Below are 24,436 nucleotides of genomic sequence, written 5' to 3'. Positions count from 1 at the left end.
CGTAACAAATTTTGCTGTATAAATATTCAGGTTTTCTTCTATACATAAGACAACTTTGTGAGCCGCCGTGGCCCTTTGTCCTATACAGGAGACTAAATTTGAGTATGTTCCAACCCGATCCTGTGGGAAATCGGAAGCCCGACCCTCGATGCATGGCAGGAATATTATTGCGGGAATCTTTCGATTGCGATGACCCGTTGACCAAACGTGTCATGCAGCATGCTGCTGAAGATTATGAAAAAAGGGCGCGCGGCATCGAGCGTGCGACTAAAAGTCTAGCGGTTTTCGAACTGCCCTCAAAAGCAAGCTCCGAGGATTTGCTCAATGCCCGTAAGCGCGGAGCGGTGCGATACTGCGGGCGTATTTACGCTCCCATTGCGCTCGAGCGCCACCTTGTGCTGCCCAGCACGTTGTTGCGTTCCGCACTGTTTTCGGCCGCCAGCGGTGAGTCTGAATTGAGCGCTGCGGACGTGCCCATCGTGAAAACAAAAGACGGGGATGTTTCCTTGACAGTCTCAGGTCCGCGCCTTAACGGCCAGGATCGCCGGGTTCTGGGGGCGTGCTTAAATCTCTACCGTGGCAATGGTCCGACTGCGATCCCGTTAGGCCAAGAGGTAGAGTTATCACTTTACCGGTTTGCGTTTGCCATGGGGCTTAAGCCTGGTCGGCATGTCTATGATTCCCTATTGAGCAGCTTCGATCGTTTAGGCGCGGTTCGCTGTGAGCTGTCATTGGGTGATGTCCAGCAGCCCCTGTGCCGCCTGATAGTAAGCGACGTTAAGGTCGGGGAGTTAGGTAAAACGACGGTCACGGTGCGCGTGGATGAAGCCTTCGCGGTCCTACTACGCCGTGGTATGTGGGTTAGCATGCCAACGACCGCACTTGCTGAGTTCACTGGCTTAGCCGGCTGGCTGGTGTGCTACTTGCGCACGCAGTCTGGACCGTACCCCCTGACGCATGACTATTTGCTTCGCCATTCGGGGTCGACATGTAGCCTGGCGGAGTTCCGGCGTCGACTAAAAATGGCGGTCACGACGCTCTCGGGACCCAATGTTGATCCCTACTTGCGTATAAGTCAGTTTTACTGGGAGCCTAATTCAGTCGTGTTTATGCTGGCACGCTGGCCTGGAAAGGCAGCAGTACCGCAGCTGAAAAAAGCGCTCGAAATGCAGCGCCGTTACTCACATTGAGAGTTTGCCTGAGCTATTGAGGCGCGCCTGGGCAATTAGCGCAGCTGCGCATCGCTGCTGTATTTCAGTTGGGCACGCGCCATGGCGGCGAAGCCGCCGCCATAGATGCTGAGCGCTAGCTCGCATTAAATGTCAGCAATAGCCGGAACAGGATATTGATCATGTGACGGTGACCTGTCCGTTCATTAGCATAGGGAGGAGCCAATCACGCAAGGAGGAAAGCTGCCTATTTTCGTTGGTTAGCGTTTCAATTTTTGAAAAAATGGGTTCTGCAATGGCTGCGAAACTTGCGATAACTTTTCTATCCTTTGGAAGTGCAAGGCTGGTGAGCTCTATGTCATTAGACACGATCGAGTTAAACACAGAGCCACTTGCTTTTACTTCAAGATGGTGAATAAGTTCTTTGGTCAAGAAAAACAAAAATACATGGCTAATTCCGTCTTTTGCGCTCAGGGCATAGCAGGATTGGTTCATCGCCATTGGTACAGCATTGAGTGCCAGCCGCCCCACAGAGCCTCTAGCGGTGAGGAATACGGTATTTTTCGCAAATAATCTAGTGCTACTGTTTTTTAATCCTTCTTCAGTTATGTAGTCCTCCGTCTCCAGTGAAAAGATATTTCTGTTGGAATCGCTTGGCGTAAAGAATGGGATTGCTCCGCCCCAATATTCTGGCTTTGCTTTTGTTGGCGTGCCCCCGCCAAGTAAGTCTGCGACTGTAAGCACCTTTCCATCTTCCCACCCCGTCGGGATGCTCCGTTTGAGGGTCGGGTTGTAGACCATTTTTCCGCCGGAGGTTTTGTAGGGTTTGCCTTTGGCATCGGGAAAGTCGAACTGAACAAACCAGTAGTCGTACAGGGTTTTGGCCATTGCTTCCAGCTCGCCGTTGATGCGGTCGTTGAGTTCGATTTTCTCGTCAACGGCAGAAAGCACGTCCGCTATCTTTTCTTGCTCCGCTTTTTTGGGGCCATGAAAAGGTATGCTAGATAGGATTCCCGTATTCAGGTTTGGCATTGTTGCGCCTACAGCCTGGCTGATAAGCCAATTTTGAATTTTCGGGGTGCTGAGGTAATAGGTCAAAAATCTAGCGTCGAAATTCTTTCCTGGTCGAAGCAATAAACAGCCAGTGCCGCAGAAGTATCCGGCTTCTTTTTCTCGAATTAATGCCTTTTGTGTAACATCACCCCTACGGCTATATACGATGTCATTTTTTTTGACAATATATTTAGAAAGGCGCTTTGCGTCCTCTTCAGTTATAAAAGCGATACTTGAAAGATCAACTCTATTGTTCCTCATGTTCGCGGGCATAATGCACGGAATTCCCTCTGGCACATAATCGGACGCATGAAGCTGGCTACCGAATGGCCCTGTATGAATTTTGCCCCCGCCGGCACCTACTAGACTGCCGAGCTTTTCATTAAGTAGATTATTCATACTTCAGCCCGGCAAACTGCTTTTTAATCTCAACTTCTAGTTTTCGAGACTGGCCAAAAAGGCTTTCCAAGTTTGAAGTAAATCCCTGCATCTTTTCAGTAAACTCCGCTTGAGTAATATCCACGTACTCGATTTTCACATCGAAATATTGGCCAGCGCTCAGGCTGTAGTTCTTTGCTTCAATCTCTTCATAACTGACCGCTACGGAAAAGTCCTCTACATCTTCTTTGGTATTAAAGGTATCAACAATCCGCTGTTCTTCTGCTGGCGTGAGTACGGTGCGCTGATTTTTACCGTCCTTAATTTTTTCACCCAGGCTAGATGCATCAATCAACACCACCTTGTCTTTGTTCCCGGCGTCCATAAACAGGATGGAAACGTTGGTGCCTGTGGTGGCGAAGATGTTGGAAGGCATGGATACCACACCGGCTAGCATCTTGTGTTCCACCAGATATTGGCGGATACCTTTGTCGATACCTGATTGTGCCGTGATAAACCCGGTGGGAACGACCACGGCTGCTTTGCCACCGGGTTTTAGCGAGTGAATGATGTGTTGCAGAAACAACTGATAGATTTCCATCTTATCTGTTGCTTTTGGCTTGACCTTGGGAATACCGGCAAAGAAGCGCTGCTTGTTTTCCTTGCTGTCCAGTTCATCGCGGAAATCGCTGAAGTCCAGTTTGAAGGGTGGATTGGAGACGATGTAATCGAAGCGTTTTAGGGCAGAGCCATCCTTGTGGTAGGGGTGTGAAATGGTATTGCCTTGGACCACATTGGGGATGGAGTGCACCAGGTTGTTCAGAATCAAATTCAGGCGTAGCAGACTGGAGGATTTTTGTGAAATATCCTGGGTGTAAATGCTGCAACGGTTTTCACCAATGGCATGGGCTACGTTCATTAGCAGGGTGCCGGAGCCCGCGGACGGGTCGTATACGCTGACGTTGCGCACATTGCTGCGGGTGGTTCGGGGTACCAGGATTTCTGCCATGATGCGCGCCACCGCATGGGGGGTGAAGTATTCGGCGTATTTGCCACCTGAATTACTGTTGTAATCCTTGATCAGGTATTCAAAGATGGTGGCGTAAAAGTCGAACTTTTGGGTAAAGATGCGCTCAAAGCTGAAATCCACTAGCTTGTTGATAATGGCGCGGCAAAAAGCATCGCGCTTGGAATCATCGGCGATGTATTGGCTGAGGCGCTCAAACAGCACCACTTTTGCGCCGCCATCGGTTTTTACCGCGAATACGTCATTGTTACTGATGGCGATATCCAGCAAGGTATCGTCAAACAGTTTGGCGAAATCTGCGGTGTTCTGCTGGCTGAACAGGTGGCTGATAAAGTGCTGCGGTTTCAGGCGAGCGGTGTCGCCGCCCATTTGCAGTTGCATCATCTCCAGGTCATTTTCGCTCATGGCGGCCAGTACGGCTTCCCAACTTTCTGCGCTGGCAAGGGTTGGGTTGATTTTCTTCGCTTCATAGGCAAATTTATCGTTCAGGAACTTGTACAGAAAAGTCTGGGTGATGATTTTGAATTCGTTGCCATCGTTACCCAGGCCATAGTTGGCACAAATGCTTTTTAGACTGTCGATTAGTGCTTTGGTTTTTTGTTGAAACTCAAGTTCTACTACCACGAACGTGCTCCGGTATTAAATTCTTTCAGGTATTCGGCAACCACCAGGTGATTGATATAGCGTGAGGCATCTGCATTCAGTTGTATTTTTTGTTCTCTCATAAAACGGCCAATAACCAGCGGCATCATCTGACGCTCAAAGTAACCTTCGTTGTCCAGTATCTGGCTGTTATTGACTATCTGCTCATCGGCATCTTGTTTTACACCCGTAAGCGCTTCAAATATCTTGCGCTCTGAATCACTGACTCCTCCGTGCTCTTGCAAGCGTTTATGGATGCGGGTGTATTTGGCGTCGCCCAGATACTTCTGCCGCAGCTGGTTGTTCTGGCGGTTTAGCTCCTTGACGCGCTCAAGTATCTTTTCTAGCGCGCCAATATTGGCAACCATGTCATCTTGGGTGACTTCGCTGAGGTTCTTTTTCTTGAATAATCGCTCCAGCTCTTCCTTGAGGTTGATGAACTGTGGATCTTGCTGATCAAAGTTGCTGGTCAGCGCTTCACGGGTTTGGCGCAAAGTGTTTTTTAACTGGTCGGCCAGCACCAGCTCTTCTTCGCCGATCTTGATGAATTTGAAGATGACATCCTCAAGGGCGACATTCAGCAGGTTGGTGGTGTCCGTACCTTGCTCGATGCGTTCCTTAAGGTTGAGCATATCTAGGTGGTTGCTGGTTTCCCGATAGAGGATGTTCAGCTTGGCGAAATCTAGCTCATTGAGAATGCCGTACTCGCCTTGCAAGCGAATAAGGTTGTAGAGGCTTTTGGCATTTTCCAGCGCCTTCTTCAGCGCCAGGACTGTTTGCCTGTCTTGTATCTGGCTGATTTGATTGGCAAAGATTTCGGCGTTGTCAATATCGAAGCGGAAAAGCACGTCCTTGATATGTTCAATTTCTTGTTGAATTTCAGCCTGTGATTTGAACAGGTTGGAGTAATGCTCCATTTCATCGCCGAGTTCCGATTGCAACTCATCAAAATAGGCTTTGTTGGTGGCGTCAAACTCCTTGCGGATATCGGCAAAGTCCACCACGTAGCCGTAGCGGAAACCTTTGTAGGTGCGGTTGACTCGGGTTAAGGCTTGAAGCAGGTTGTGTTTGCGAATCACCCGGCCCAGATACAGCTTTTTCAGGCGCTTGGCGTCGAAGCCGGTGAGAAGCATGTTATAGACGAAAAGGAAATCTATTTTCCCTGCCTTAAATTCTTCTACCCAGTTTTTGCGTGCTTCCTTGGTGCCTATATCGTGCAGGATCAGCGCTGCGTTTTTGACCCTGTGGTTCAACCTGGCTCTGGCGGCATAGCTCTCTGGTTTAGCGGCGGCGATCAGGGCGTGTGCGGAATCCTTGAGGTCATAAGGTGTGCTGGAAGGTTGCGCATAGACTGCGTTGAAGATGTCGAACATCTGCTTGGCTTGTTCCGAGCTGTCGCAAATCACCATGCCGCCGATGCTGCTATCGTTAAGTGCACCCCGGCTTTTTTCAAAGTCGTTGATGATGTAATCAAGCATCGGTTCGACAAAGCTTTCGTGGGCGTAGATTAGCTTTCGGTCTACGTCGCCCATTTTCACCTCCACGTCTTCCAGCGCCTGTTGCAGTGCCATTTTGTAGTTAGTGGCAATTTCTTCACGGATCAGGCGCAGGGTATAGCCATCAGCAATGGAGGCGTTGTAATAGTATTTGTGGATATAGTCGCCAAACAACGCCCGCGAGTTGTAGTCGTCGCCTAGCAGTGGGGTGCCAGTGAGGCCAATTTTTATGGCGTTGGTATCGGACTGGCTCAGATTGGCGAGGAAGCTGCCCTTGGGGTTATAGCTGCGGTGCACTTCATCCAGAAAGTACACGCGCTGGATGGCGATGTCGTAGTCCTTGATCGAAACGACATCCGGGTCGTCCTTGAATTTCTGAATGTTCACCACGGTGATTTCCGGCCTACCTGAATGGTTGTGGATCACCTGGGTTGCTTTGATGTCGCGGGTAAAGGCTTCGCGGGAGTCGACGGTGTGGACGGTCAGGCCGCGCGCGGTGAACTCCCACTGCGCCTGTTGCAGCAGGTCAATCCGATCAACAATGAAGTAGAACTTGGGAATGATCTGCTGCTTCTGGAAATAGTCAGTCAGGAACCTAACGTTATAGAAGGCCAGTGCGGTTTTGCCGCTGCCTTGGGTATGCCAAATGATCCCTTTTTTTACGCCTTCATTGAGCTTTCTTTCAATGGCTTTGGTGGCGAATAGCTGCGGGTAGCGCATAACGTGCTTGTGTGGCCCCTCAATCTCCGACACGTAGGTGAGTGCGTAGCGCAAAATAAATGCCAGACGCTCTCTGTTAAGTAGAGAGGTGCAGATGCGGTTGGTTGGCCGGTTTGGTTCTTTGTTGGTCTGGAATTCAGGGTTGTTACGTATCACTTCCAGGTTGTTGTCTTTTAATACCCTGAGTTCATCTGCTTCCGGCAACGGCTTTAGCAGGGCTGTCAGGTTCAGTACCTCTTCTTCGCGGAAGTAATTGAAGGCTGGTTCATGGTAGGAGCTGCTGGCATAGAAAGCACCTTGAACAGGCTCGGGGTCACCGTCGTCGTACTCCATATTGTTGGAGAAGATCATGAACTGGGTGATGTTGGCAAAGCGCTTGAATTTTGGGTTTTGAAAGCGCTTACTGATGCGGTCGCGCTCGGCCAGTATCCCTTCCCGATTGTTGGGCTTTTTCACTTCAATAAAGACCAGCGGCATACCGTTGATCAACAGGGTGATGTCTGGCCGGAATTCTTCATCACCATTCTGGCAGGTCAGTTCCGTGACGACGTGAAAACTGTTGTTGTTGAAGTTCTTGAAATCAATCAGCCGGGTGTTGGAGCGGTCGCTCAGGCGCTCAAAGAAAGCACGACCGAGGTCTTCGTTATCCAGCAGTAGTTTGATGTCTTCCAGTAGCCGGGAAACCTCGACCGCATCAATGCCGGGGTTGATCCGGGTTATCGCTGACGAGAAAAGTTCAGGGAAAATGTTGGTGTCAAGATCCCAGTGTTGCCCTTTGAGCGACAGATACTGATAACTTAGCCTCATCAGGTGCAGGATGGTCGGGATTTTTACTCGAGTGTCTTCGTTAAATTCCATGCTAAGTCAAATCCCTTGGTGTTTTTACATGGTGCGACGCGACTTCGCACCATGCCCCTTGGGCGTGGTGAAGCCCTTACTGATCCAGAGTGGGAAAAGGTCGCGGTCCTTCCTGCGGAACTATTGTACCGATGTGTTGATTGTCTGTTCGCGATTAGGCCAGTTGTGGCAGGTTACGGCGAGAACGATCGGAGAAGGAAGTCAAGAGCGCTGGAGGCTTGTGCGGCTGCGGCGGGCGCAAACAAAAAAAGCCAGTCATTTGACTGGCTTTTAAGCATTTGAGGGCAAAACCCTTGAGTCTAACCTTCGATCCCGATAAAGCATAATGTCGCCAATCGGGATTTAAAGCATAAGTCTTCCGAATGGCAGTTTTATGCTTAACGGCACAGATGTTTTGAAGCGTGCTGGAACAGCAGAATGGTGGCCTGGGGCGGAATCGAACCACCGACACAAGGATTTTCAATCCTCTGCTCTACCGACTGAGCTACCAGGCCATCGAAAGGCGAAATAATACACGAAAATGAAAATGTCTGCTTTACGCCACGTAGTCGGACGCTATTCCGCAGCAACTTGCGCCAGCGCAAACGCCAATTTCAGTAAAAACCCGTAAGACGACTATAATCGTGTTCGATTCAAGCACTTGCGTCCCTATATAAAAGAATATGTCTGTCGACGTTTTAACTTTCGGTCTCAACCACGTCTCAGCTCCGGTTTCGGTGCGCGAGCGCGTGTCGTTTCCACTCGACGTCCTCAAACCGGCTCTCGATGGCCTGCGTTCCACCTTTGGTTCGTCGGTCAAAGAGGCTGCCATTCTTTCTACCTGTAATCGCACTGAAATCTACTGTGCGGCCGAACCGCAGGTGCAAGAGCACATTCCAACCTGGCTGGCCGATTTCAATCGCCTGGAAACGGGCAGCTTACAGCCGCATTTGTATCAGTATCAGCAAAACGAAGCGGTACGCCATGCGTTCCGGGTAGCCAGCGGGCTTGATTCCATGGTTTTGGGCGAGCCGCAAATCCTGGGTCAAATGAAGGACGCGGTACGGGCAGCCGAACAGGCTGGTTCTTTAGGTACCTTGCTGCACCAATTGTTTCAGCGCACATTTTCGGTGGCCAAAGAGGTCCGTTCGCAAACCGCCATTGGCGCCCATTCGGTATCGATGGCGGCAGCTGCTGTGCGTCTGGCCGAACGGGTGTTTGGCGATTTGTCGCAGTCCAACGTCCTGTTCATAGGCGCTGGCGAAATGATAGAGCTCTGTGCCACGCACTTTGCGGCCCTAAAGCCGCAAAACATGGTGGTGGCCAACCGTACGCTCGAACGTGCCGATTTATTGGCATCGCGCTTTGTGGCCAAGACCATGAAGCTATCAGACATTCCTGAAAGGCTGTCCGATTTCGATGTCATTGTGTCCTGTACGGCAAGCTCCTTGCCCATCCTTGGATTAGGGATGGTCGAAAGGGCTACGCGTTCGCGGCGTCATCGCCCTATGGTCATGGTCGATCTGGCCGTGCCGCGCGACATCGAAACCGAGGTCGGCCGGCTGGCCGACGTCTATCTGTATACGGTCGATGATCTGGGCCGCATGGTTCAAAGCGGTACCGATGCCCGTCGTGCGGCGGTGGTACAGGCTGAAGCCATTATCGAAACACGGGTACAACATTTCATGCACTGGCTGCAGTCGCGCGAAATTGTTCCCGCCATTATCGACTTTCAGCAGGCAGCCGACCAGGTACGCCAAAGCGAGCTCGATCGAGCTCGTCGCTTGTTGGCGCGCGGCGAATCTCCCGAGCTTGTGCTCGAACAACTGGCCCACGGCCTCACGCAAAAATATATGCACGGACCGTTGGCTGCCCTGAACCGCAGCGCCAACGACGAGCGTCAGCAATTGCTGACGCTGTTGCCGCGCCTGTTGCCTACGACTGAACGCCGTCGTTAGCGAAGCTGTGGCTGTATCTGCCAGGCCGCGTGCGCGTTCTTTCAATCGTCTGTTTTTCCCCATTTATTTATGAAATCTTCCATGCGTGATCGGTTGGAGCAATTGGCTCACCGATTGGTTGAAGTTGATGCCTTGTTGGCTGAGCCCGAGATTGCCAGCGATATGGATCGTTACCGCAAGATATCTCGTGAGCGTGCGGAACTGGATCCGGTAGTAGCGGTATTCAATGATTTTTTGTCTACCGAGGGCGATATCGAGGCCGCCCAGGAGATGATGGCCGATCCGGATATGCGGGCCATGGCCGAAGAAGAGCTGATGCTGGGCAAGGAAAAGCTCGAGCAGCTGGAGGCTGATCTGCAGGTCCTGTTGTTGCCGCGCGATCCCGATGACGGCCGTAGTGTTTTCCTGGAAATACGTGCAGGCACGGGCGGCGATGAAAGCGCCTTGTTCGCTGGCGATTTATTGCGCATGTATACCCGTTATGCGGAAAACAATAATTGGCGTGTTGAACTTATGTCTGCCAGTGAGTCTGAGGTCGGTGGTTATAAGGAAGTGATCGCGCGCGTGGACGGCGATGGCGTGTATGGCCGGCTCAAGTTTGAATCGGGGGCGCATCGCGTGCAGCGGGTGCCTGCCACAGAAACTCAAGGCCGTATTCATACCTCGGCTTGCACCGTGGCGGTGCTGCCCGAGGCTGATGAGCAAAGCGATATTGTGATCAGTCCGGCTGATTTGCGTATTGATACCTTCCGCGCAAGCGGAGCGGGCGGGCAGCATATCAACAAGACTGACTCGGCCGTGCGAGTGACCCACTTGCCTACCGGACTGGTAGTGGAGTGCCAGGACGACCGGTCTCAGCACCGCAATAAGGACAAGGCCTTGCAGGTATTGGCTGCGCGTTTGAAAGACAAGCAGCAGCAAGAGCAGCACGATAAAGAGGCGGCCCAACGCAAGAGCCTGGTGGGAACGGGTGACCGCTCTGAGCGCATACGTACTTACAATTACCCACAGGGTCGGGTCACCGATCATCGCATCAACCTTACGCTGTACAAGCTGGGGCATATCATGGATGGTGATCTGGACGAATTGACGAATGCCTTGCTGGCAGAGCACCAGGCCGAGCAGTTGGCTGCTTTGGGGCATGACTGACGGTGCTACGCCTGGTGCCCAGGCTGATTTCGACAGCGTGTATAGCGTATCGCAAGAGAGCAGCCTGCCCAGGCTGGAAGTGCATATGCTGTGGCAGCACATCTTGCAGGTATCGCGTGCCTGGTTGATTGCTCACGACAGGGATCCGCTAGCCCCCGACACGGTAGCCCGTTTTCTGGAATTGCAGTCGCGCCGGCTGGCCGGCGAGCCCATGGCTTACATTCTGGGGCATAGGGAATTTATGGGGCGCGACTTCCTGGTTGGGCCAGGCGTACTGATTCCGCGTCCTGAAACCGAACTTTTGGTCGAGACTGCGTTAGACTATCTACAAGGGCTTCCGGCACCTCGTGTTCTTGATCTGGGCACCGGTACTGGGGCCATCGCCGTTTCCATCGCGCTCAATGTATCTGGCGCCAGGGTTGCTGCCACTGATTTAAGTGCCGACGCCCTGGTAATTGCCCGGCGCAATGCGCAAGAGTTGGGGGCCGAAGTCGAGTTTTTCCAGGGTAGTTGGTACGATGCCCTGGTTGGTCATAGTGGTTTTGATCTGATCGTGTCGAATCCGCCGTATATTGCGGCCTGCGATCCGCACCTTGGGCAAGGCGACCTGCGATTCGAACCGGCGCTGGCCCTGACTGACGGAAGCGACGGGCTTTCCGCCCTGCGCACCATTGTGCAAGGGGCTGGGGCCAGGCTGAAACCCGGCGCTGCGCTGTATCTGGAGCACGGCTGGGATCAGGCCTTGGCTGTGCGGCAGTTGTTGCAACAGGCTGGCTTCACCCAGGTTGCCAGTTTGCAAGATCTGGCCGGTATCGAACGGGTGACCGGTGGCATTTATAATCAAGGATAGTCAACAGGCCATCCATTACTTTTTTCCTGGAATCGAAAGCAATGAGCGAAGTACAAGATTTTATTCGTGAAACCGTTACGGAAAACCCGGTTGTGTTGTTTATGAAAGGCACAGCCCAATTTCCTCAATGTGGTTTCTCGGGCCGCGCCATACAAGTGTTGCAGTCCTCGGGTGTGACCAAGCTGGTAACCGTTAACGTGCTGGACGACGAAGAAGTACGTCAGGGCATTAAAGAATATTCCAACTGGCCTACCATTCCTCAGCTATACGTGGCTGGTGAATTTGTTGGGGGCTCTGACATCATTGCCGAAATGTACGAAAACGGCGAGCTTGGCACTGTATTGAAAGAGGCAGGGGCGCTTGCGTGACCAGCAAGCGTCGGCTTGTCGTCGGGGTAACTGGCGCCACAGGTGCCATTTATGCCGTACGCCTGCTGCAGGTTTTGCGCGATGTGCCCGATGTTGAAACGCATCTGGTGGTTTCACCACCAGGTGTGCTCAATATCAAATACGAACTGAACCAAACCCGCCAAGACGTTCATGCGCTGGCTGATCGTGTTTACAGTTTCCGCGATGTAGGCGCGACGCTGTCCAGTGGCGGTTTTGCCACGGCTGGTATGGTGGTTGTGCCATGTTCCATGCGTACCCTGGCTGCGGTGGCGCATGGCCTATCCGACAACCTCATCACGCGGGCGGCCGATGTGACGTTAAAAGAACGTCGGCGCCTGGTCATGATGGTGCGCGAAACACCGCTGAATCTTGCGCACCTGCGCAATATGACGGCGGTCACCGAAATGGGCGGCATTATTTTCCCGCCCCTGCCAGCTTTTTATCATCATCCTAAAACCCTGGACGACATGGTGAATCACACCGTCGCTCGTGTGCTGGAGCTATTTGGCATTGATGTACCGGGCCCGCACTGGGAAGGGATTGCCTGAATTCATTGTCGCCAGACCAGACTAGACCAGGCCAGACTAGACCAGGCCAGACCAGGCTAGGCTAGGCCCTGCTCCTGAACGGGAGCAGGGCCTGGTCATTTTCAGCTTCCTTGGTCCAATACTGGTCGCATGGTTTGGCCAGGGGCAGGTGTCGCGCCGGAGGCGGTATGCTTCAGGGCATCGACCCCACGCACGTCGACCGGGGCGGCATAGCCCAGCTTATCGCGCCCAAAATGCAGCACGGTCTGTGGGTAAGGCAGCTCGATTCCGGCTGCATCGAAGCGCAGCTTGACCAAACGATTGAATCCACGCTGTATGGCCCATTGGTTGCCCGGTGTGGTCTTGATGAGGACGCGGATGGTGAAGCCGCGCTCGGTCAGTCCGGTGACGCCGGGTATGGAGATTTCTTCCAGTACCTCTCGTGCCAGCTCGGGGTCTTGCATGAGATCCTTGAATGCCAGCTCCAGCTGCGCGATGGCTTCGTCAACGTTCTCGCGGTGTGCGACGTTGTACTCACCATAGTGGTAGCCATAGTCGCGCGTGTGGTTGGTGAGCTTGTCTATGGTTGAGAACGGGATCAGGTGATAGCCGCCATCGAGCGTGCGTATAACGACCGAGCGTATGGTGATTTTCTCGACTGTACCGAAGATGCCAGCCAGCTCGACTACATCGTTCTGGTTCATGCCGTTTTCCAGCTGTATGAATACGCCGGTAATCACATCCTGAACCAGCTTTTGAGCACCAAAGCCTATGGCCAGCCCGGCAACCCCGGCACCGGCAATAAGCGGCCCAATATTGATGCCGATTTGTGACAGCACAATTAATGCGGTCATGGTGGCAATCACGACCGCTGCGGCATTGCGGAATAGCATCAGCAGGGTTTTTTCGCGTTCGCTGGGTCGATGGTGGCCGCCGGAAACGCCCAGCCTATGTTCTATCACGCTGGCCAGTACGGTCCAGGTTGCTGCGGCCAGCACCAGGATGACGCCTACCCGGAAAATCACTGCCACAATGGCGCGTCCGCTGGACGATTGCAACCAGGCAATCAAGTCGAAAGCCCGCCATGCATCCAGCACGATCAGTGCCACAGTAATGAGGATCAACAGACGCAGTGTTTTCAAAGTGACAGGTACGTAGGCGTTGATTCGGCCTTCCAGCATGGGCAGCATGCCGCGCCAATGCTCGGGCAACTGAATGCGGCGTGACATCAGCGAAGACAATATCGCAGCCAGAATCAACCCTATTGCGATGGCTATAAGGGTTTGTGTTGTGGCACGGACCATGAATGCCAGAGCCTGGTCTTGTTCGGCCTGAGTCACAACCAGCAAGACAGTGAAGTAAGCCAGCGCAAGCAAGTGCCATACTCGTCCGAGTACGCGCAGCAGGGTACCGAATATGGCGGTAGTAGATTGCTCTGCGCGATGAATAAGACCTGCCTGTACCGCTTTGCGGTTCTTCCACACAACCCCTACACCATAGATATAGACGCACAGCATGATGATGAGCCCAAGAATCTTGCCTGCGGCAGGCAGGAACACCATTTCGGTTACCGGTACGGCGACCAGCAGGCCATAGCCGGTGAGGCCTATGAGCAGAGTCAGCCAGTGATTCCAGTAGTCTGCCGTTTCAGGAGCAAGCGGCAGCAGGCGCAACTGATCGTAGCGGGTGGCGAATATACCGCGCGAAATCGCCTTGGCAATTTCTATCATGACAAAGGCCGTCAGGAATTGCAGCGACAATAGGACTATGGTGCTGTCTCCACTGGAGCTTGCCAGTGTGGTGACCAGTATGTAGCCCGCCAACGCAGCCAGCAGCGTGGCAGCCACGTCGATCAGTAAAGCGGCAGTCACGCCCAGCAGCTTGCGTCCCATGGCCAAAGAGGCAAAGCGATGGCGCCTGACGGCCGTGACCAGCGGCGAAGATGGCTCGGCAGCAGGCGCGTCCGCACGCTTGGCGTCTTGCAGTATCCACACGTTCAAACGAGCAAAGCCAGGTTTGGCCAGTGTGCGGAAAATAAAATAGGCCAGTAGTGTGCCCAGTATGGTGAAGAGCAGCAGCTCCAGGGCGGGCAAAGAGGTCTGCAAGTGATTGCCGGGGACGGGCTGGCCACTGAGGGCTGCACGAACGGCCATCATGGTTGCAGAGGTGTCGTGCAGCACGCTGGCGGTGAAGTTGTGCAAGCCTGTGGCCAGGCGCTGTGAGAGCCTTTGCTTGTCGGGATCGGTAGAGGTGGCTGCGGCGGCGTCAGGTGTGGACTCTAGTCCGTCTGGTGGCGCCAGATTGCGCAGCTGTTCAATCAGCTTGTCGCGCGCCTGCTCGTTTTCCAGTAGATCGGCAAGCGCACTGTACGAGGGGGTGCTGGATGGTGGAGCGTCGGCAGGTGCTTGAGCGGCAGCGCCTGGAGCAAACGCCATGCCGGACAGCAAAAGGAGTACTGCAAAAAGCTGGGTGAGGAGAGAGGATGGAATGCTTGAGAGTCTGGTTCGTGATGCCACTAGGCGGCCTCCTTAGGTATGAGGTGAAGCAGTATTGCGTCTTATAGTGGGAATGTCGTCGGACTGGGCGTGCAGACCGAATGGTGACTCGATGGGTTCGTCGTCGAAGGCCTTGTCACCATTGTCGTCTCTCTGACCAGTGGGTACAAGACCTGCGAAATCAAAGAGCTCTTTGTCCATGAGGTGAGTCGGCACCACGCGCGACAGTGCGCCGAATACATTCCATGAGCGTCCGGGGAAATGCCGGTCCCACTCAGCGATCATGCGGGTGACTTCCTTGCGTTTCAGGTTTTCCTGCGAACCGCACAGATTGCAGGGAATGATGGGAAACTGCTTCATCTGCGCGTAGGCGATGAGGTCTTTTTCGGGAATGTAGGCCAGCGGACGAATCACGATGTGCTCGCCGTTATCGGACATCAGCTTGGGCGGCATGGCTTTCATGCGGCCGCCGTAGAACAGGTTCAGGAAGAAGGTGCCCAGAATGTCGTCGCGATGATGGCCCAGGGCGATTTTGGTGGCACCCAGTTCTGACGCAACCCGGTACAGAATGCCGCGCCGCAAGCGTGAACACAGCGAGCAAGTGGTCTTGCCCTCAGGAATAACGCGCGTGACGATGGAGTAGGTGTCCTGGTTTTCGATGTGGAACGGCACATTGATTGAACGCAGATAGTCTGGCAAGACGTGTTCGGGGAAGCCCGGCTGTTTCTGGTCCAGGTTGACGGCAATGATGTCGAAGTTAATGGGCGCGCGCGCTTTGAGTGTCAGCAAGATGTCCAGCATGCTGTACGAGTCTTTGCCGCCCGACAGGCACACCATGACCTTGTCGCCGTCTTCTATCATGTTGAAGTCGCTGATGGCTCGCCCGGTTTCGCGTATCAGGCGCTTGCTCAGCTTGTTTTCGTTAATGCGCTGCTTCTGCGCGCGGCGGCTGGCTTCGGACTGATCTTGTCCGGATGCCTCGGGGTGTTGTAGGGTGTCGGCTTGCATGGTGGTGAAAATAAAAAGGTTCAGCGGCTGCGCTGCAGCTCTATGCCTACTGCGGAGCAGTCGGAAAATGCCAGCGGCTTGCTGATGCGTATCTTGACAAACTGCACCAGGGGAAATTCATTGAGTATGCGCTGCACTACGCGCTCGCTGAGCGTTTCCAGCAGATTGACATGTGCGTGTGTGCATTCGTCGACAATGGCGTTGCGCAATAGACGATAGTCGAGCACTGACTGAATGTTCTGGTCATTGACTTCCTGGGTAATATCAACGTCGAACTCGGCATCGATGTGCAGTGGCTGCGTTGCACGCAGCTCGTGTTCCAGAATACCTATGCGTGCATCCAGCGCGAGCTGGTTAAAGAAGATACGTCGGGTGGGCATAAGAGGGCCTTGTAGAATTGTGGGAATTGTAGTGCTTTAGTGCGGTGAGCGTCTCCGCCTGAGTCCGTGTGCGGACAACAGCGCGCTTCTGAAAGTGGTTAAGGATGGTTGAAACCAATGAGTGCAGACAATAACAATCATGATGCGATCATCGTCGGCGCCGGTGCTGCGGGTGTTTCGTGCGCGGTCTGGCTTGCGCGGCTCGGTCTGAAGCCGTTGCTGATCGAGGCCAGTGGGGCTGTCGGGGGCTTATGCCGACGCAATCCTTTCAAGGATGAGTGGAATGCTTCGCTGCCGGGCATGACTGGCCCGCAGGTCGCCGATAATCTGGCGCTTAGTCTTGAGCAGGCGGCCGTGTCCACACTGTTATCGAGCGCGGTTACAGGCATACAGCCGCTGCCTGAAGGTTTTGCAGTGTCCAGTCCGGCCTTTGCCCACAGCTTGTATACGCGGCATGTGGTGCTGGCAACCGGTGTGCGTTCGCGCGGCCTGGGGGTTCCTGGTGCGGGTAGCCCAAAATTTGGCGGGCTGCTGATTGGTCCTGGCGCTCATGTAGTGGCGCAAGACTTCCGTGGCAAGCGGGTTGCCGTGCTGGGTGGAGGGGATAATGCCCTCGAAAATGCGCTGTATGCGTTGGACAAAGGGGCTGCCCATGTGCGAGTTCATGCGCGCAGTTTGAGGGCCCAGAAGCAATTCATACGCCGCTTGACACCGGAATGCATCGTGCAAGGGAAGTATGCGGTCGATGTCGGTGCTCATACTGTCAACGGCGACCCTTATGACGTGATTATGGTGTTCTACGGCTGGGAGCCTTGTGTGGAATTCGCCGAGGCATTGGGCTTGCGGCGCAGCAAACAAGGATTCATTGCCACGGATATGCAAACGGCGCAAACCAGTTGTGCCGGTGTCTATGCCATAGGTGAAGTAGCGCAGCGCCAGCATCCTTGCGTGGTAACGGCGCTGGCTGATGGTGTTACTGCCGCCAAGGCCATACAGGCCCGCCTCGAGACGCCAGCTTAGCGCTAGCGCACCTGGAGGCGGGGTAAAGCGCGGTCAGGCTGGCGGGTTACCTGCCTGTGACGTCAGGCGTTCGAGTACGCATTCTGTGGCAGCCGGCGTAGCCAGCTCCACCTGAAAGGCCCTGAGCTCATCACGTCGGAACACATGTACGTCGATCACATCCTCCGGTTCATAAGCGCCCAGCAGGCGTTCTGCCGATATGGTATCGGTGACTCGCAGGCCATTGATCGCAAGCAGCGTATCGCCAGCCGACAGGCCCGCTCTGTGTGCGCTGCCTCCTTCATATACGGTTGCGATCTGGGTTTCGCGGTGGCTGGACCGGAGTCGGGCATCCAGAGAGGGGGTCGTCGACGCCGGTTTCCAGGACATCGCAATACCCTGCCGGGGCAAGAGTTGCTCCAGTGGTACATCTTCGCGGCCGTAGGCATGGCGCTGGATGAAATCCGTAGTATCGACGCCGGTCGCCTCCAGTATTAGCCCTGGCATTGCATCTTCGGCAACGCCGCAGGCTCCGTCCTGATAGAAATCCCGTCCATGGCGCTGCCACAGCAAACGCATGACATCATCCAGCGAGCGCTGTCCATCGGTGGCTTGGCGCAGTGTGATATCCAGACCCAAGGCAATCAGGGAGCCTTTGGTGTAGTAGCTGACCAAGGCATTGGGTGAATTCTCGTCTTGCTTGTAGTAACGCGTCCAGGCATCGAAGGAGCTTTCGGCCACGCTTTGCTTGAGCCGGCCGCTGCCGCGCCGCACATTGCCGATGACCTTGCCCAGTGTACGTAAATAATCGCTTTCACTGATCACGCCTGAACGCAAAAGCATCAGATCGTCGTAGTAAGACGTGAAACCTTCAAATACCCACAGCAAACCGGTATGTGTTTCCCGGCTCAGGTCGTAGGGTGCAAAAACGGCCGGTTTGATGCGCTTGACGTTCCAGGTGTGGAAGTATTCATGGCTGGCCAGTCCCAGAAAGTTCTGATAGCCCTCGGGGGTTTGTGCGCGGCCGAGGGTGGGTAGGTCGCCGCGCGAGGTCATCAAGGCGGTTGAGGCACGGTGCTCCAGTCCGCCATAGCCATCGCCGGTCACCATGGTCATGAATACATAGCGGTCGGCGCTGTCAAGAAAGGGGGCGTGGCGGCTCTGGGGTTCGAACAACTCGATTTGGGCAGCGCAGATTTTCTGGGTGTCGGCGGCAATGCGCTCGAGGTCGAGTTTGGGCACGACGCCCGTGAACACCATTTCGTGTACGGCACCATGCGCAGTGAACTGCACCACTTGGGGTTGGCCCATCTCGACCGGGTGATCGATGAGCGCATCGTAGTTGGGTGCCCTGTACATGCCATAGCCATGGTGCCGTGCCTTGCGCGGGTGTCCGGTCGCCACGGGCAGGCTGGTATAGACCTTCCAGTTTTTCGTGTGTGGTGGTGGGCAGATTTCTACATTGCAGTGCGCTTGGGTCTGTCCGGTCACGCTCAGGAAGACACAGCTTCCGTTGAAGAAAGCATGTGACTCGTCGACGTGTGCGCCGCGCACGGAAAGATCCCAGGCATACACGGTATATTCAAGTATCAGTGGGGCGGAACAGGGTGCGCAGCGCCAGCTATGGCTGCCTGTTTTGGTGATGGCAATGGGCTTGCGGCGGCTGGATGCTTGCAGGGTTTCTATCTGACGCGAGAAATCTCGAATAAGATAGCTGCCGGGTATCCAGGCCGGCATGGTCAGCTCTTGCCCGTCTGGGTCGGGGTTGGCAATGGTCAGCTGCACTTTCAGGCGATGACCTGATGGATCAAAAGGCGTTACGCTATAAAGTAAAGTTTCATTTTTCATACCACTATATTACTTTGCAACAAGGAGACGGCATGAATGCGCCATTGGTAAAAGTAGAAGTTCGTGGCCGCGTAGGCTTGCTTACGCTAGACCGACCCAAGACATTGAATGCATTAAGCAACGAAGTCATCAATGAATTGGCTGAAGCGATGCGGGCATTCGACGCCGACGAAAACATAGGCGCCATCGTGCTGACGGGTAGTGAAAAAGCGTTTGCCGCAGGCGCCGACATCAGCGCCATGCAGGGCTGGTCCTATATGGACGTGTATAAACAAGATTATCTGGGCGGCAATTGGGAGTCCCTGAAGCGCATACGCAAGCCCGTGATTGCCGCGGTAGCTGGCTATGCGCTGGGCGGCGGCTGCGAATTGGCCATGCAGTGCGACTTTATTATTGCGGCAGACAACGCTAAGTTCGGGCAACCGGAAATCAAGTTAGGTGTCATCCCGGGCTACGGTGGTACGCAGCGTTTGCCGCGCGCCATCAGCAAGGCCAAGGCCATGGATCTCATACTGACCGCCCGCATGATGGACGCTGAAGAGGCTGAGCGTGCCGGGTTGGTGTCCCGCGTGGTACCGCTGGAGCGTCTGATGGATGAGGTGATTGAGGCGGCTACCATCATTGCCTCGATGTCCTTGCCTTCAGTCATTATGGCCAAGGAGTGCGTCAACATGGCCTACGAAGGCTCTTTGAACGACACGCTGATGTTCGAGCGCCGCAACTTCCACGCACTGTTTGCTACAGAAGACCAGAAAGAGGGCATGAAGGCCTTCGTCGAGAAGCGCAAGCCCGAGTTCAAGCACCAATAAATATATTCGTGTCCTGCAGCAACAAAGCCTGTCCCAGCCAACTGGTGGTTGGGACAGGCTTTGTTGCAAGTGCACAAATTTATGGGTCCTCACAACAAAAAATGAGCTGACAAGTTGCTTACACGCTAAAAATAAAGCTATACTCTATGAGTTTGACGCCACGCGAAACTTCTTTAAACGGGGTTTATCGCAGGGTTGATCCAGATTTTGTTTGACCACAACGCGGCGGTCGCCAGCCATGAATCAAGACTACGGAGACAGTGATGTCCCCCGGCTCGTGCTGACGGATCAGGATCGCGCGGCCATAACCCGACGGGCAAGCAGCGGCATCATGCGCACGCTTGCCGCCCAGGCTGTGATGCTGGGTTTGGCTGTGCTGATCTCGTGGTTGGTGGCGGGTAGTGCTGCAGCGGTTTCGGCCTTTATTGGCGCCGCTGCATATTTTGTGCCTAATGCCTTGTTCGCCTTGCGTTTGTTGCTGGGTTTATTTGGGCCTTTGAAGGCCAGTCCGTTCACTTTTTTTGTGGGCGAGGCTTTTAAGCTGGGTTCCGCCGTACTGGTATTGGGTCTGGCGGCATGGTTGGCAAATGGTTGGCTGGTGTGGCCCGCGGTGTTATTCGGGCTGTTATGTGTTTTAAAAGGTTATGTGCTGCTGCTGTTGTTTCGCAAGCTGCCATAGCTGCAAGTTAATTTGCAGGGCGTCCGGCCCTGACTCAAGCATACAGGATAAGGTTACAGATGGCTGCTGCTAGCAATATTTCGCCCCAGTCTGAGTACATACAACACCATTTGGTTCATATGAACAGCATTGGTGAAAAGCAGTCTGCGATTGCCAATTTCGAAGTTGTCAATTTCGACTCCTTGTTCTGGTCCATTCTTATGGGCTTGATTGTTGTTTATGTGCTTTGGCGTGCCGCCAAATCTGTTACAGCCGGGGTCCCCGGTCGCTTTCAGACCTCTATCGAAATGTTAGTCGATATGGTCGAAGAACAAGCCAAAAGCATTGTTCCCAACGAGGTTTCCCGCCGTTTTGTTTCGCCGCTGGCGCTAACGGTTTTCTTGTGGATCATCCTCATGAACGTGCTTGACCTGGTGCCGGTCGATTTCCTGGCCTGGGTATTCAAAATGACCGGCCTGGGTGCCGAACATGGCGACGTCCTCTACTATCATCGTATTTTGCCTACGGCCGACCTGAACGTCCCCATGGGCATGTCGCTGGGCGTATTGCTTCTGATGTTCTACTACGGCATCAAAATCAAGCATCCCGGTGGTTTCGTAAAAGAATTGTTCACCGCGCCTTTCCACGCGCCTGGTATCGCCGGCCTGTTCCTGGCCCCATTTAACTTTCTTCTTAACTGCATCGAATACGCCGCCAAATCGGTGTCGCTGGGCATGCGGTTGTTCGGCAACATGTTTGCCGGTGAACTCATCTTCATGCTGATTGCCCTGCTGGGTGGTGCATGGACCGGATTTAATGGTGCAAGCTTAGGCTTGGGTATTGGGCATGTTCTGGCAGGATCCTTGTGGGCCGTCTTCCACATTCTGATCGTGTTGTTGCAGGCCTTTATCTTCATGATGCTGACGCTCGTGTATGTGGGTCAGGCTCACGAAGGCCATTAATAATTTTCGGTCTGGGCAGTGTCGTCCGGCCGGGGTGCAAGATCCTCTTGCGATGCAGTTTTTTGACTTTTTGATTACACGGTTTTTAACCAAGGAGTTGTTATGACCAACGTTGCTTTCGTTGCTCTAGCTTGCGGTATTATTATTGGTCTGGGCGCCATCGGTGCTTGCATTGGTATTGCCATCATGGGTGGCAAATATCTTGAAGCCTCCGCGCGTCAGCCCGAGCTGATGAACGCTTTGCAAACCAAAATGTTTCTGTTGGCCGGTCTTATCGACGCTGCATTCCTGATCGGTGTTGGTATTGCCATGTTGTTTGCATTCGCTAATCCGTTCGTCGGATAAGCATTGCAGCCCGCCGCCGGCGGGTTAAGCAGCTACGGGTCGGCCCCTCATTGTCGCTGGCCCGCGGCTTGGACATCCAGTGTCATGCAGCAGGGCTGCCTGGCACCCGTGGTATTAAAGGGAAACGACCGTGAATTTAAACGCGACTCTCTTTTTTCAGATGATCGTGTTTTTCGTGTTGGGCTGGTTTACGATGAAATTCGTATGGCCGCCCCTCACGAAGGCAATGGATGATCGTCGCCAGAAAATCGCCGACGGCCTCGCCGCCGCCGATAAGGGCAAGGCCGATTTGGCCCAGGCCCAGGCACGTATCAGCCTGATCGAGGCATCTGCAAAAACAGAAAACCATGCTCGCATGGTCGAAGCCGAGAAACAGGCTACCGCTCTTCTCGATCAGGCTCGCCGCGAGGCAGAGGCCGAGAAAGCGCGCATTATTGCCCAGGCTCAGCAAGACGCAGCCCAAGAGGCCCAGCGTATACGTGAAAGCCTGCGCAGCGATGTCGCCGTCCTAGCGGTTAAAGGTGCCGAGCAGATTCTCAAACGAGAAGTCGACGCACAGGCACACGCCGGGCTGTTGGAACAGCTCAAGGCGCAACTCTAAACTCAGGGCAGGCCATGGCTGAACTATCGACTATTGCCAGACCGTACGCCGAAGCGTTGTTCGCCTCGGCCAGAAACGACCAGGCGTCCAGCCTGGAGTCGTGGTCCGGTCTGGTGTCCGAGCTTGCACACGTGGCAAGCCAGGACGACGTGCGCGAAGCGCTGACCGATCCACGTCTGAACGCGGCTCAGCGCATCGAGCTGTTTTCGGGCCTGGTCAAATCGCCGTTGTCGGCGCAAGCGCGCAATTTCATCGAATTGCTGGTCGGCAACAATCGTATTCTGTTGTTGCCCGAGATCGCTCAGCAATTTGAACAACTGAAAAACCAGCACGAAGGCACCGCGCTGGCTGATATTCGCAGCGCTTTTGCGCTCAGCGACGATCAGGTGCAGCAGCTTGTGTCGGGGCTCGAAAAGAAATTCGGCCTCAAGCTCAAACCGGCTGTTACGGTGGATGCCGACCTTATTGGCGGCGTGCGTGTAACGGTTGGCGATCAAGTACTTGATACGTCTGTGCAGGCCCAATTGGCCCGCATGCGCGATACTCTGGCCGCCTGACGCGTGCCGGATAACAGGATTCCAGGAGTCTGAACATGCAACTTAACCCGTCAGAGATCAGCGAACTGCTCAAAAGCCGCATCGAAGGCTTGGGCGCGTCGACCGACGTGCGTACGCAAGGCACGGTTGTTTCCGTGACCGACGGTATTACCCGCATCCACGGTTTGTCCGACGTGATGCAAGGCGAAATGCTTGAATTCCCGAATAACGTGTTCGGACTGGCGCTCAACCTTGAGCGCGATTCCGTTGGCGCGGTTATTCTGGGCGACTATACCGGTGTGTCGGAAGGCGACTCGGTCAAGACTACCGGCCGTATTCTCGAAGTTCCGGTTGGTCCCGAGCTGCGTGGCCGTGTTGTCGATGCACTGGGTGTGCCCATCGACGGCAAAGGTCCCATCAACGCCAAAATTACCGACATCATCGAAAAAGTCGCTCCTGGCGTGATTGCCCGTCAGTCGGTTACGCAGCCACTGCAAACCGGTATCAAGGCCATTGACTCCATGGTGCCTATCGGTCGCGGTCAGCGCGAACTGATCATTGGTGACCGCCAGACCGGCAAGACGGCTGTGGCAGTTGACACCATCATCAGCCAGAAAGGCAAAGGCGTTACTTGTGTATACGTCGCTATTGGCCAGAAAGCATCCACCATCAGCAACGTAGTTCGCAAGCTCGAAGAGCACGGCGCGCTGGAATACACCATTATCGTGGCCGCTGCCGCCTCCGACTCGGCTGCCATGCAGTATCTGTCGGCCTACTCGGGCTGCACCATGGGTGAATACTTCCGCGATCGCGGTGAAGATGCCCTGATCATTTACGACGATCTGACCAAGCAGGCTTGGGCCTATCGCCAGGTTTCCCTGTTGCTGCGCCGCCCTCCAGGCCGCGAAGCCTATCCTGGTGACGTGTTCTATCTGCACTCCCGCTTGCTCGAGCGTGCCGCCCGCGTGAATCCCGACTACGTCGAGAAGTTCACCAATGGCGAAGTCAAGGGCAAGACTGGTTCACTGACGGCATTGCCCATCATTGAAACTCAGGCTGGTGACGTCTCGGCGTTCGTTCCGACCAACGTTATTTCCATTACCGACGGCCAGATCTTCCTGGAAACCGACTTGTTCAACGCTGGTGTGCGTCCTGCCATCAACGCGGGTATTTCGGTGTCACGTGTGGGTGGTTCGGCACAGACCAAAGTTGTCAAGAAGCTGTCGGGCGGTATTCGTACCGACTTGGCTCAGTACCGCGAGCTGGCTGCATTTGCACAGTTTGCCTCCGACCTCGACGACGCAACCCGTCGTCAGCTCGAGCGCGGCAAGCGAGTCGTCGAACTGCTCAAGCAGCCTCAGTATCAGCCTTTGCAGGTTTGGGAGCTGGCTGTCACGCTCTACTCGGTCAACAATGGCTACCTCGACGATCTGGACGTTGAACAGATCCTGGGCTTCGAGAAGGCGCTCAAAGAGCACCTGAAATCGAAGAACGAAAGTTTGATCCAGCGCATCGAAGACACCAAGGAATTGTCCAAGGACGACGACGCCGAGTTGGCCGCAGCCATACAAGAGTTCAAAAAGCACGGTGCTTTTTAAGT

At 54.3% G+C, this 24,436-nt stretch carries 21 protein-coding genes and 1 tRNA gene; 14 read left to right on the top strand and 8 right to left on the bottom strand.

All coding sequences use genetic code 11. The features are described from left to right. The first annotated feature begins 104 nt into the window (after nt 1-104). Nucleotides 105-1,190, top strand: coding sequence for a hypothetical protein (locus ERD84_RS01350; RefSeq protein WP_130037521.1), 1,086 nt, complete (start codon nt 105-107; stop codon nt 1,188-1,190). Nucleotides 1,191-1,349: 159 nt separating this feature from the next. Here ERD84_RS01350 and ERD84_RS01345 read toward each other — a convergent pair whose 3' ends face one another. The 4 genes from ERD84_RS01345 to ERD84_RS01330 form a co-directional block, all read right to left on the bottom strand. After that, nucleotides 1,350-2,621, bottom strand: coding sequence for a restriction endonuclease subunit S (locus ERD84_RS01345; protein WP_130037519.1), 1,272 nt, complete (start codon nt 2,619-2,621; stop codon nt 1,350-1,352). Beyond that, complete coding sequence (locus ERD84_RS01340; protein ID WP_130037517.1) at nt 2,614-4,251, bottom strand: HsdM family class I SAM-dependent methyltransferase; 1,638 nt, start codon at nt 4,249-4,251, stop codon at nt 2,614-2,616. Before ERD84_RS01340 ends, ERD84_RS01345 begins: the two co-directional genes overlap by 8 nt. Continuing rightward, nucleotides 4,245-7,343, bottom strand: a complete 3,099-nt coding sequence (locus tag ERD84_RS01335; RefSeq protein WP_130037515.1) for a type I restriction endonuclease subunit R — start codon at nt 7,341-7,343, stop codon at nt 4,245-4,247. Before ERD84_RS01335 ends, ERD84_RS01340 begins: the two co-directional genes overlap by 7 nt. Nucleotides 7,344-7,761: 418 nt before the next feature. Further along, nucleotides 7,762-7,837: transfer RNA gene (locus tag ERD84_RS01330), tRNA-Phe, on the bottom strand. A gap of 168 nt (nt 7,838-8,005) precedes the next feature. On the opposite strand from ERD84_RS01330, the gene hemA reads away from it, so the two are divergent. The 5 genes from hemA to ERD84_RS01305 all read left to right on the top strand — a co-directional run bounded on the left by hemA (nt 8,006) and on the right by ERD84_RS01305 (nt 12,216). Then, on the top strand, nt 8,006-9,280 hold the full coding sequence (gene hemA / locus ERD84_RS01325; RefSeq protein ID WP_130037513.1) for a glutamyl-tRNA reductase: 1,275 nt from the start codon (nt 8,006-8,008) through the stop codon (nt 9,278-9,280). A gap of 69 nt (nt 9,281-9,349) precedes the next feature. Beyond that, the gene (prfA, locus tag ERD84_RS01320) at nt 9,350-10,429 is read left to right on the top strand and encodes a peptide chain release factor 1 (RefSeq protein WP_130037511.1); all 1,080 of its coding nucleotides are present in this window, start codon (nt 9,350-9,352) and stop codon (nt 10,427-10,429) included. Then, nucleotides 10,422-11,279, top strand: coding sequence for a peptide chain release factor N(5)-glutamine methyltransferase (gene prmC, locus ERD84_RS01315; RefSeq protein WP_130037509.1), 858 nt, complete (start codon nt 10,422-10,424; stop codon nt 11,277-11,279). Before prfA ends, prmC begins: the two co-directional genes overlap by 8 nt. A 41-nt stretch (nt 11,280-11,320) precedes the next feature. Further along, the gene (grxD, locus tag ERD84_RS01310; protein WP_130037507.1) at nt 11,321-11,647 is read left to right on the top strand and encodes a Grx4 family monothiol glutaredoxin; all 327 of its coding nucleotides are present in this window, start codon (nt 11,321-11,323) and stop codon (nt 11,645-11,647) included. Further along, on the top strand, nt 11,644-12,216 hold the full coding sequence (locus ERD84_RS01305) for a UbiX family flavin prenyltransferase (RefSeq protein WP_130037505.1): 573 nt from the start codon (nt 11,644-11,646) through the stop codon (nt 12,214-12,216). The genes grxD and ERD84_RS01305 overlap by 4 nt, the downstream gene beginning before the upstream one ends. A 101-nt stretch (nt 12,217-12,317) precedes the next feature. Here ERD84_RS01305 and ERD84_RS01300 read toward each other — a convergent pair whose 3' ends face one another. The 3 genes from ERD84_RS01300 to folB all read right to left on the bottom strand — a co-directional run bounded on the left by ERD84_RS01300 (nt 12,318) and on the right by folB (nt 16,078). Further along, nucleotides 12,318-14,630, bottom strand: a complete 2,313-nt coding sequence (locus tag ERD84_RS01300; protein WP_245150589.1) for a mechanosensitive ion channel domain-containing protein — start codon at nt 14,628-14,630, stop codon at nt 12,318-12,320. A gap of 93 nt (nt 14,631-14,723) precedes the next feature. Then, nucleotides 14,724-15,698 (bottom strand): tRNA 2-thiocytidine(32) synthetase TtcA, encoded by a 975-nt coding sequence (gene ttcA, locus ERD84_RS01295; RefSeq protein WP_130037501.1) that lies wholly within the window; start codon nt 15,696-15,698, stop codon nt 14,724-14,726. A gap of 20 nt (nt 15,699-15,718) precedes the next feature. Further along, nucleotides 15,719-16,078 carry a dihydroneopterin aldolase gene (gene folB / locus ERD84_RS01290; RefSeq protein ID WP_013743513.1) on the bottom strand — a complete coding sequence of 120 codons (360 nt, stop codon included), beginning with the start codon at nt 16,076-16,078 and terminating at the stop codon, nt 15,719-15,721. A 117-nt stretch (nt 16,079-16,195) separates the two neighbouring features. Here folB and ERD84_RS01285 point away from each other — a divergent pair, with 117 nt between their 5' ends. Then, nucleotides 16,196-17,098: an NAD(P)/FAD-dependent oxidoreductase gene (locus ERD84_RS01285; protein WP_130037499.1), complete on the top strand. Its 903-nt coding sequence runs from the start codon at nt 16,196-16,198 to the stop codon at nt 17,096-17,098. A 33-nt stretch (nt 17,099-17,131) separates the two neighbouring features. Here ERD84_RS01285 and ERD84_RS01280 read toward each other — a convergent pair whose 3' ends face one another. Further along, nucleotides 17,132-18,925 (bottom strand): M61 family metallopeptidase, encoded by a 1,794-nt coding sequence (locus tag ERD84_RS01280; RefSeq protein WP_130037497.1) that lies wholly within the window; start codon nt 18,923-18,925, stop codon nt 17,132-17,134. A gap of 32 nt (nt 18,926-18,957) precedes the next feature. Between ERD84_RS01280 and ERD84_RS01275 the strand changes: the two genes are divergently transcribed. The 7 genes from ERD84_RS01275 to atpA all read left to right on the top strand — a co-directional run bounded on the left by ERD84_RS01275 (nt 18,958) and on the right by atpA (nt 24,434). Next, on the top strand, nt 18,958-19,734 hold the full coding sequence (locus ERD84_RS01275; protein WP_130037495.1) for an enoyl-CoA hydratase: 777 nt from the start codon (nt 18,958-18,960) through the stop codon (nt 19,732-19,734). Nucleotides 19,735-19,972: 238 nt separating this feature from the next. Next, the gene (locus ERD84_RS01270) at nt 19,973-20,413 is read left to right on the top strand and encodes an ATP synthase subunit I (RefSeq protein WP_130037493.1); all 441 of its coding nucleotides are present in this window, start codon (nt 19,973-19,975) and stop codon (nt 20,411-20,413) included. Between the two features lie 59 nt (nt 20,414-20,472). Continuing rightward, nucleotides 20,473-21,354: a F0F1 ATP synthase subunit A gene (gene atpB, locus ERD84_RS01265; protein ID WP_130037491.1), complete on the top strand. Its 882-nt coding sequence runs from the start codon at nt 20,473-20,475 to the stop codon at nt 21,352-21,354. Between the two features lie 102 nt (nt 21,355-21,456). After that, nucleotides 21,457-21,699, top strand: a complete 243-nt coding sequence (atpE, locus tag ERD84_RS01260; protein WP_013743507.1) for a F0F1 ATP synthase subunit C — start codon at nt 21,457-21,459, stop codon at nt 21,697-21,699. 130 nt (nt 21,700-21,829) lie between these two features. Then, nucleotides 21,830-22,300 (top strand): F0F1 ATP synthase subunit B, encoded by a 471-nt coding sequence (locus tag ERD84_RS01255; protein ID WP_130037489.1) that lies wholly within the window; start codon nt 21,830-21,832, stop codon nt 22,298-22,300. Between the two features lie 14 nt (nt 22,301-22,314). Continuing rightward, the gene (locus tag ERD84_RS01250; RefSeq protein ID WP_130037487.1) at nt 22,315-22,857 is read left to right on the top strand and encodes a F0F1 ATP synthase subunit delta; all 543 of its coding nucleotides are present in this window, start codon (nt 22,315-22,317) and stop codon (nt 22,855-22,857) included. 35 nt (nt 22,858-22,892) lie between these two features. Beyond that, nucleotides 22,893-24,434: a F0F1 ATP synthase subunit alpha gene (gene atpA / locus ERD84_RS01245; protein ID WP_130037485.1), complete on the top strand. Its 1,542-nt coding sequence runs from the start codon at nt 22,893-22,895 to the stop codon at nt 24,432-24,434. Nucleotides 24,435-24,436: the final 2 nt, after the last annotated feature.

Origin of the sequence: Pollutimonas harenae (assembly GCF_004153685.1) — a bacterium.
GTDB classification, from domain to species: domain Bacteria; phylum Pseudomonadota; class Gammaproteobacteria; order Burkholderiales; family Burkholderiaceae_B; genus Pusillimonas_C; species Pusillimonas_C harenae.
The sequence above is the reverse complement of the archived record's forward strand: the minus strand, read 5'-3'. Positions and strand labels throughout refer to the sequence as shown.

Coding starts and splice junctions, on each gene's coding strand:
- ERD84_RS01350 (WP_130037521.1), top strand. CDS start 105: ATGTTCCAACCCGATCCTGTGGGAAATCGGAAGCCCGACCCTCGATGC.
- ERD84_RS01345 (WP_130037519.1), bottom strand. CDS start 2,621: ATGAATAATCTACTTAATGAAAAGCTCGGCAGTCTAGTAGGTGCCGGC.
- ERD84_RS01335 (WP_130037515.1), bottom strand. CDS start 7,343: ATGGAATTTAACGAAGACACTCGAGTAAAAATCCCGACCATCCTGCAC.
- hemA (WP_130037513.1), top strand. CDS start 8,006: ATGTCTGTCGACGTTTTAACTTTCGGTCTCAACCACGTCTCAGCTCCG.
- prfA (WP_130037511.1), top strand. CDS start 9,350: ATGAAATCTTCCATGCGTGATCGGTTGGAGCAATTGGCTCACCGATTG.
- prmC (WP_130037509.1), top strand. CDS start 10,422: ATGACTGACGGTGCTACGCCTGGTGCCCAGGCTGATTTCGACAGCGTG.
- grxD (WP_130037507.1), top strand. CDS start 11,321: ATGAGCGAAGTACAAGATTTTATTCGTGAAACCGTTACGGAAAACCCG.
- ERD84_RS01300 (WP_245150589.1), bottom strand. CDS start 14,630: ATGGCGTTTGCTCCAGGCGCTGCCGCTCAAGCACCTGCCGACGCTCCA.
- ttcA (WP_130037501.1), bottom strand. CDS start 15,698: ATGCAAGCCGACACCCTACAACACCCCGAGGCATCCGGACAAGATCAG.
- folB (WP_013743513.1), bottom strand. CDS start 16,078: ATGCCCACCCGACGTATCTTCTTTAACCAGCTCGCGCTGGATGCACGC.
- ERD84_RS01285 (WP_130037499.1), top strand. CDS start 16,196: ATGAGTGCAGACAATAACAATCATGATGCGATCATCGTCGGCGCCGGT.
- ERD84_RS01280 (WP_130037497.1), bottom strand. CDS start 18,925: ATGAAAAATGAAACTTTACTTTATAGCGTAACGCCTTTTGATCCATCA.
- ERD84_RS01275 (WP_130037495.1), top strand. CDS start 18,958: ATGAATGCGCCATTGGTAAAAGTAGAAGTTCGTGGCCGCGTAGGCTTG.
- ERD84_RS01270 (WP_130037493.1), top strand. CDS start 19,973: ATGAATCAAGACTACGGAGACAGTGATGTCCCCCGGCTCGTGCTGACG.
- atpB (WP_130037491.1), top strand. CDS start 20,473: ATGGCTGCTGCTAGCAATATTTCGCCCCAGTCTGAGTACATACAACAC.
- atpE (WP_013743507.1), top strand. CDS start 21,457: ATGACCAACGTTGCTTTCGTTGCTCTAGCTTGCGGTATTATTATTGGT.
- ERD84_RS01250 (WP_130037487.1), top strand. CDS start 22,315: ATGGCTGAACTATCGACTATTGCCAGACCGTACGCCGAAGCGTTGTTC.
- atpA (WP_130037485.1), top strand. CDS start 22,893: ATGCAACTTAACCCGTCAGAGATCAGCGAACTGCTCAAAAGCCGCATC.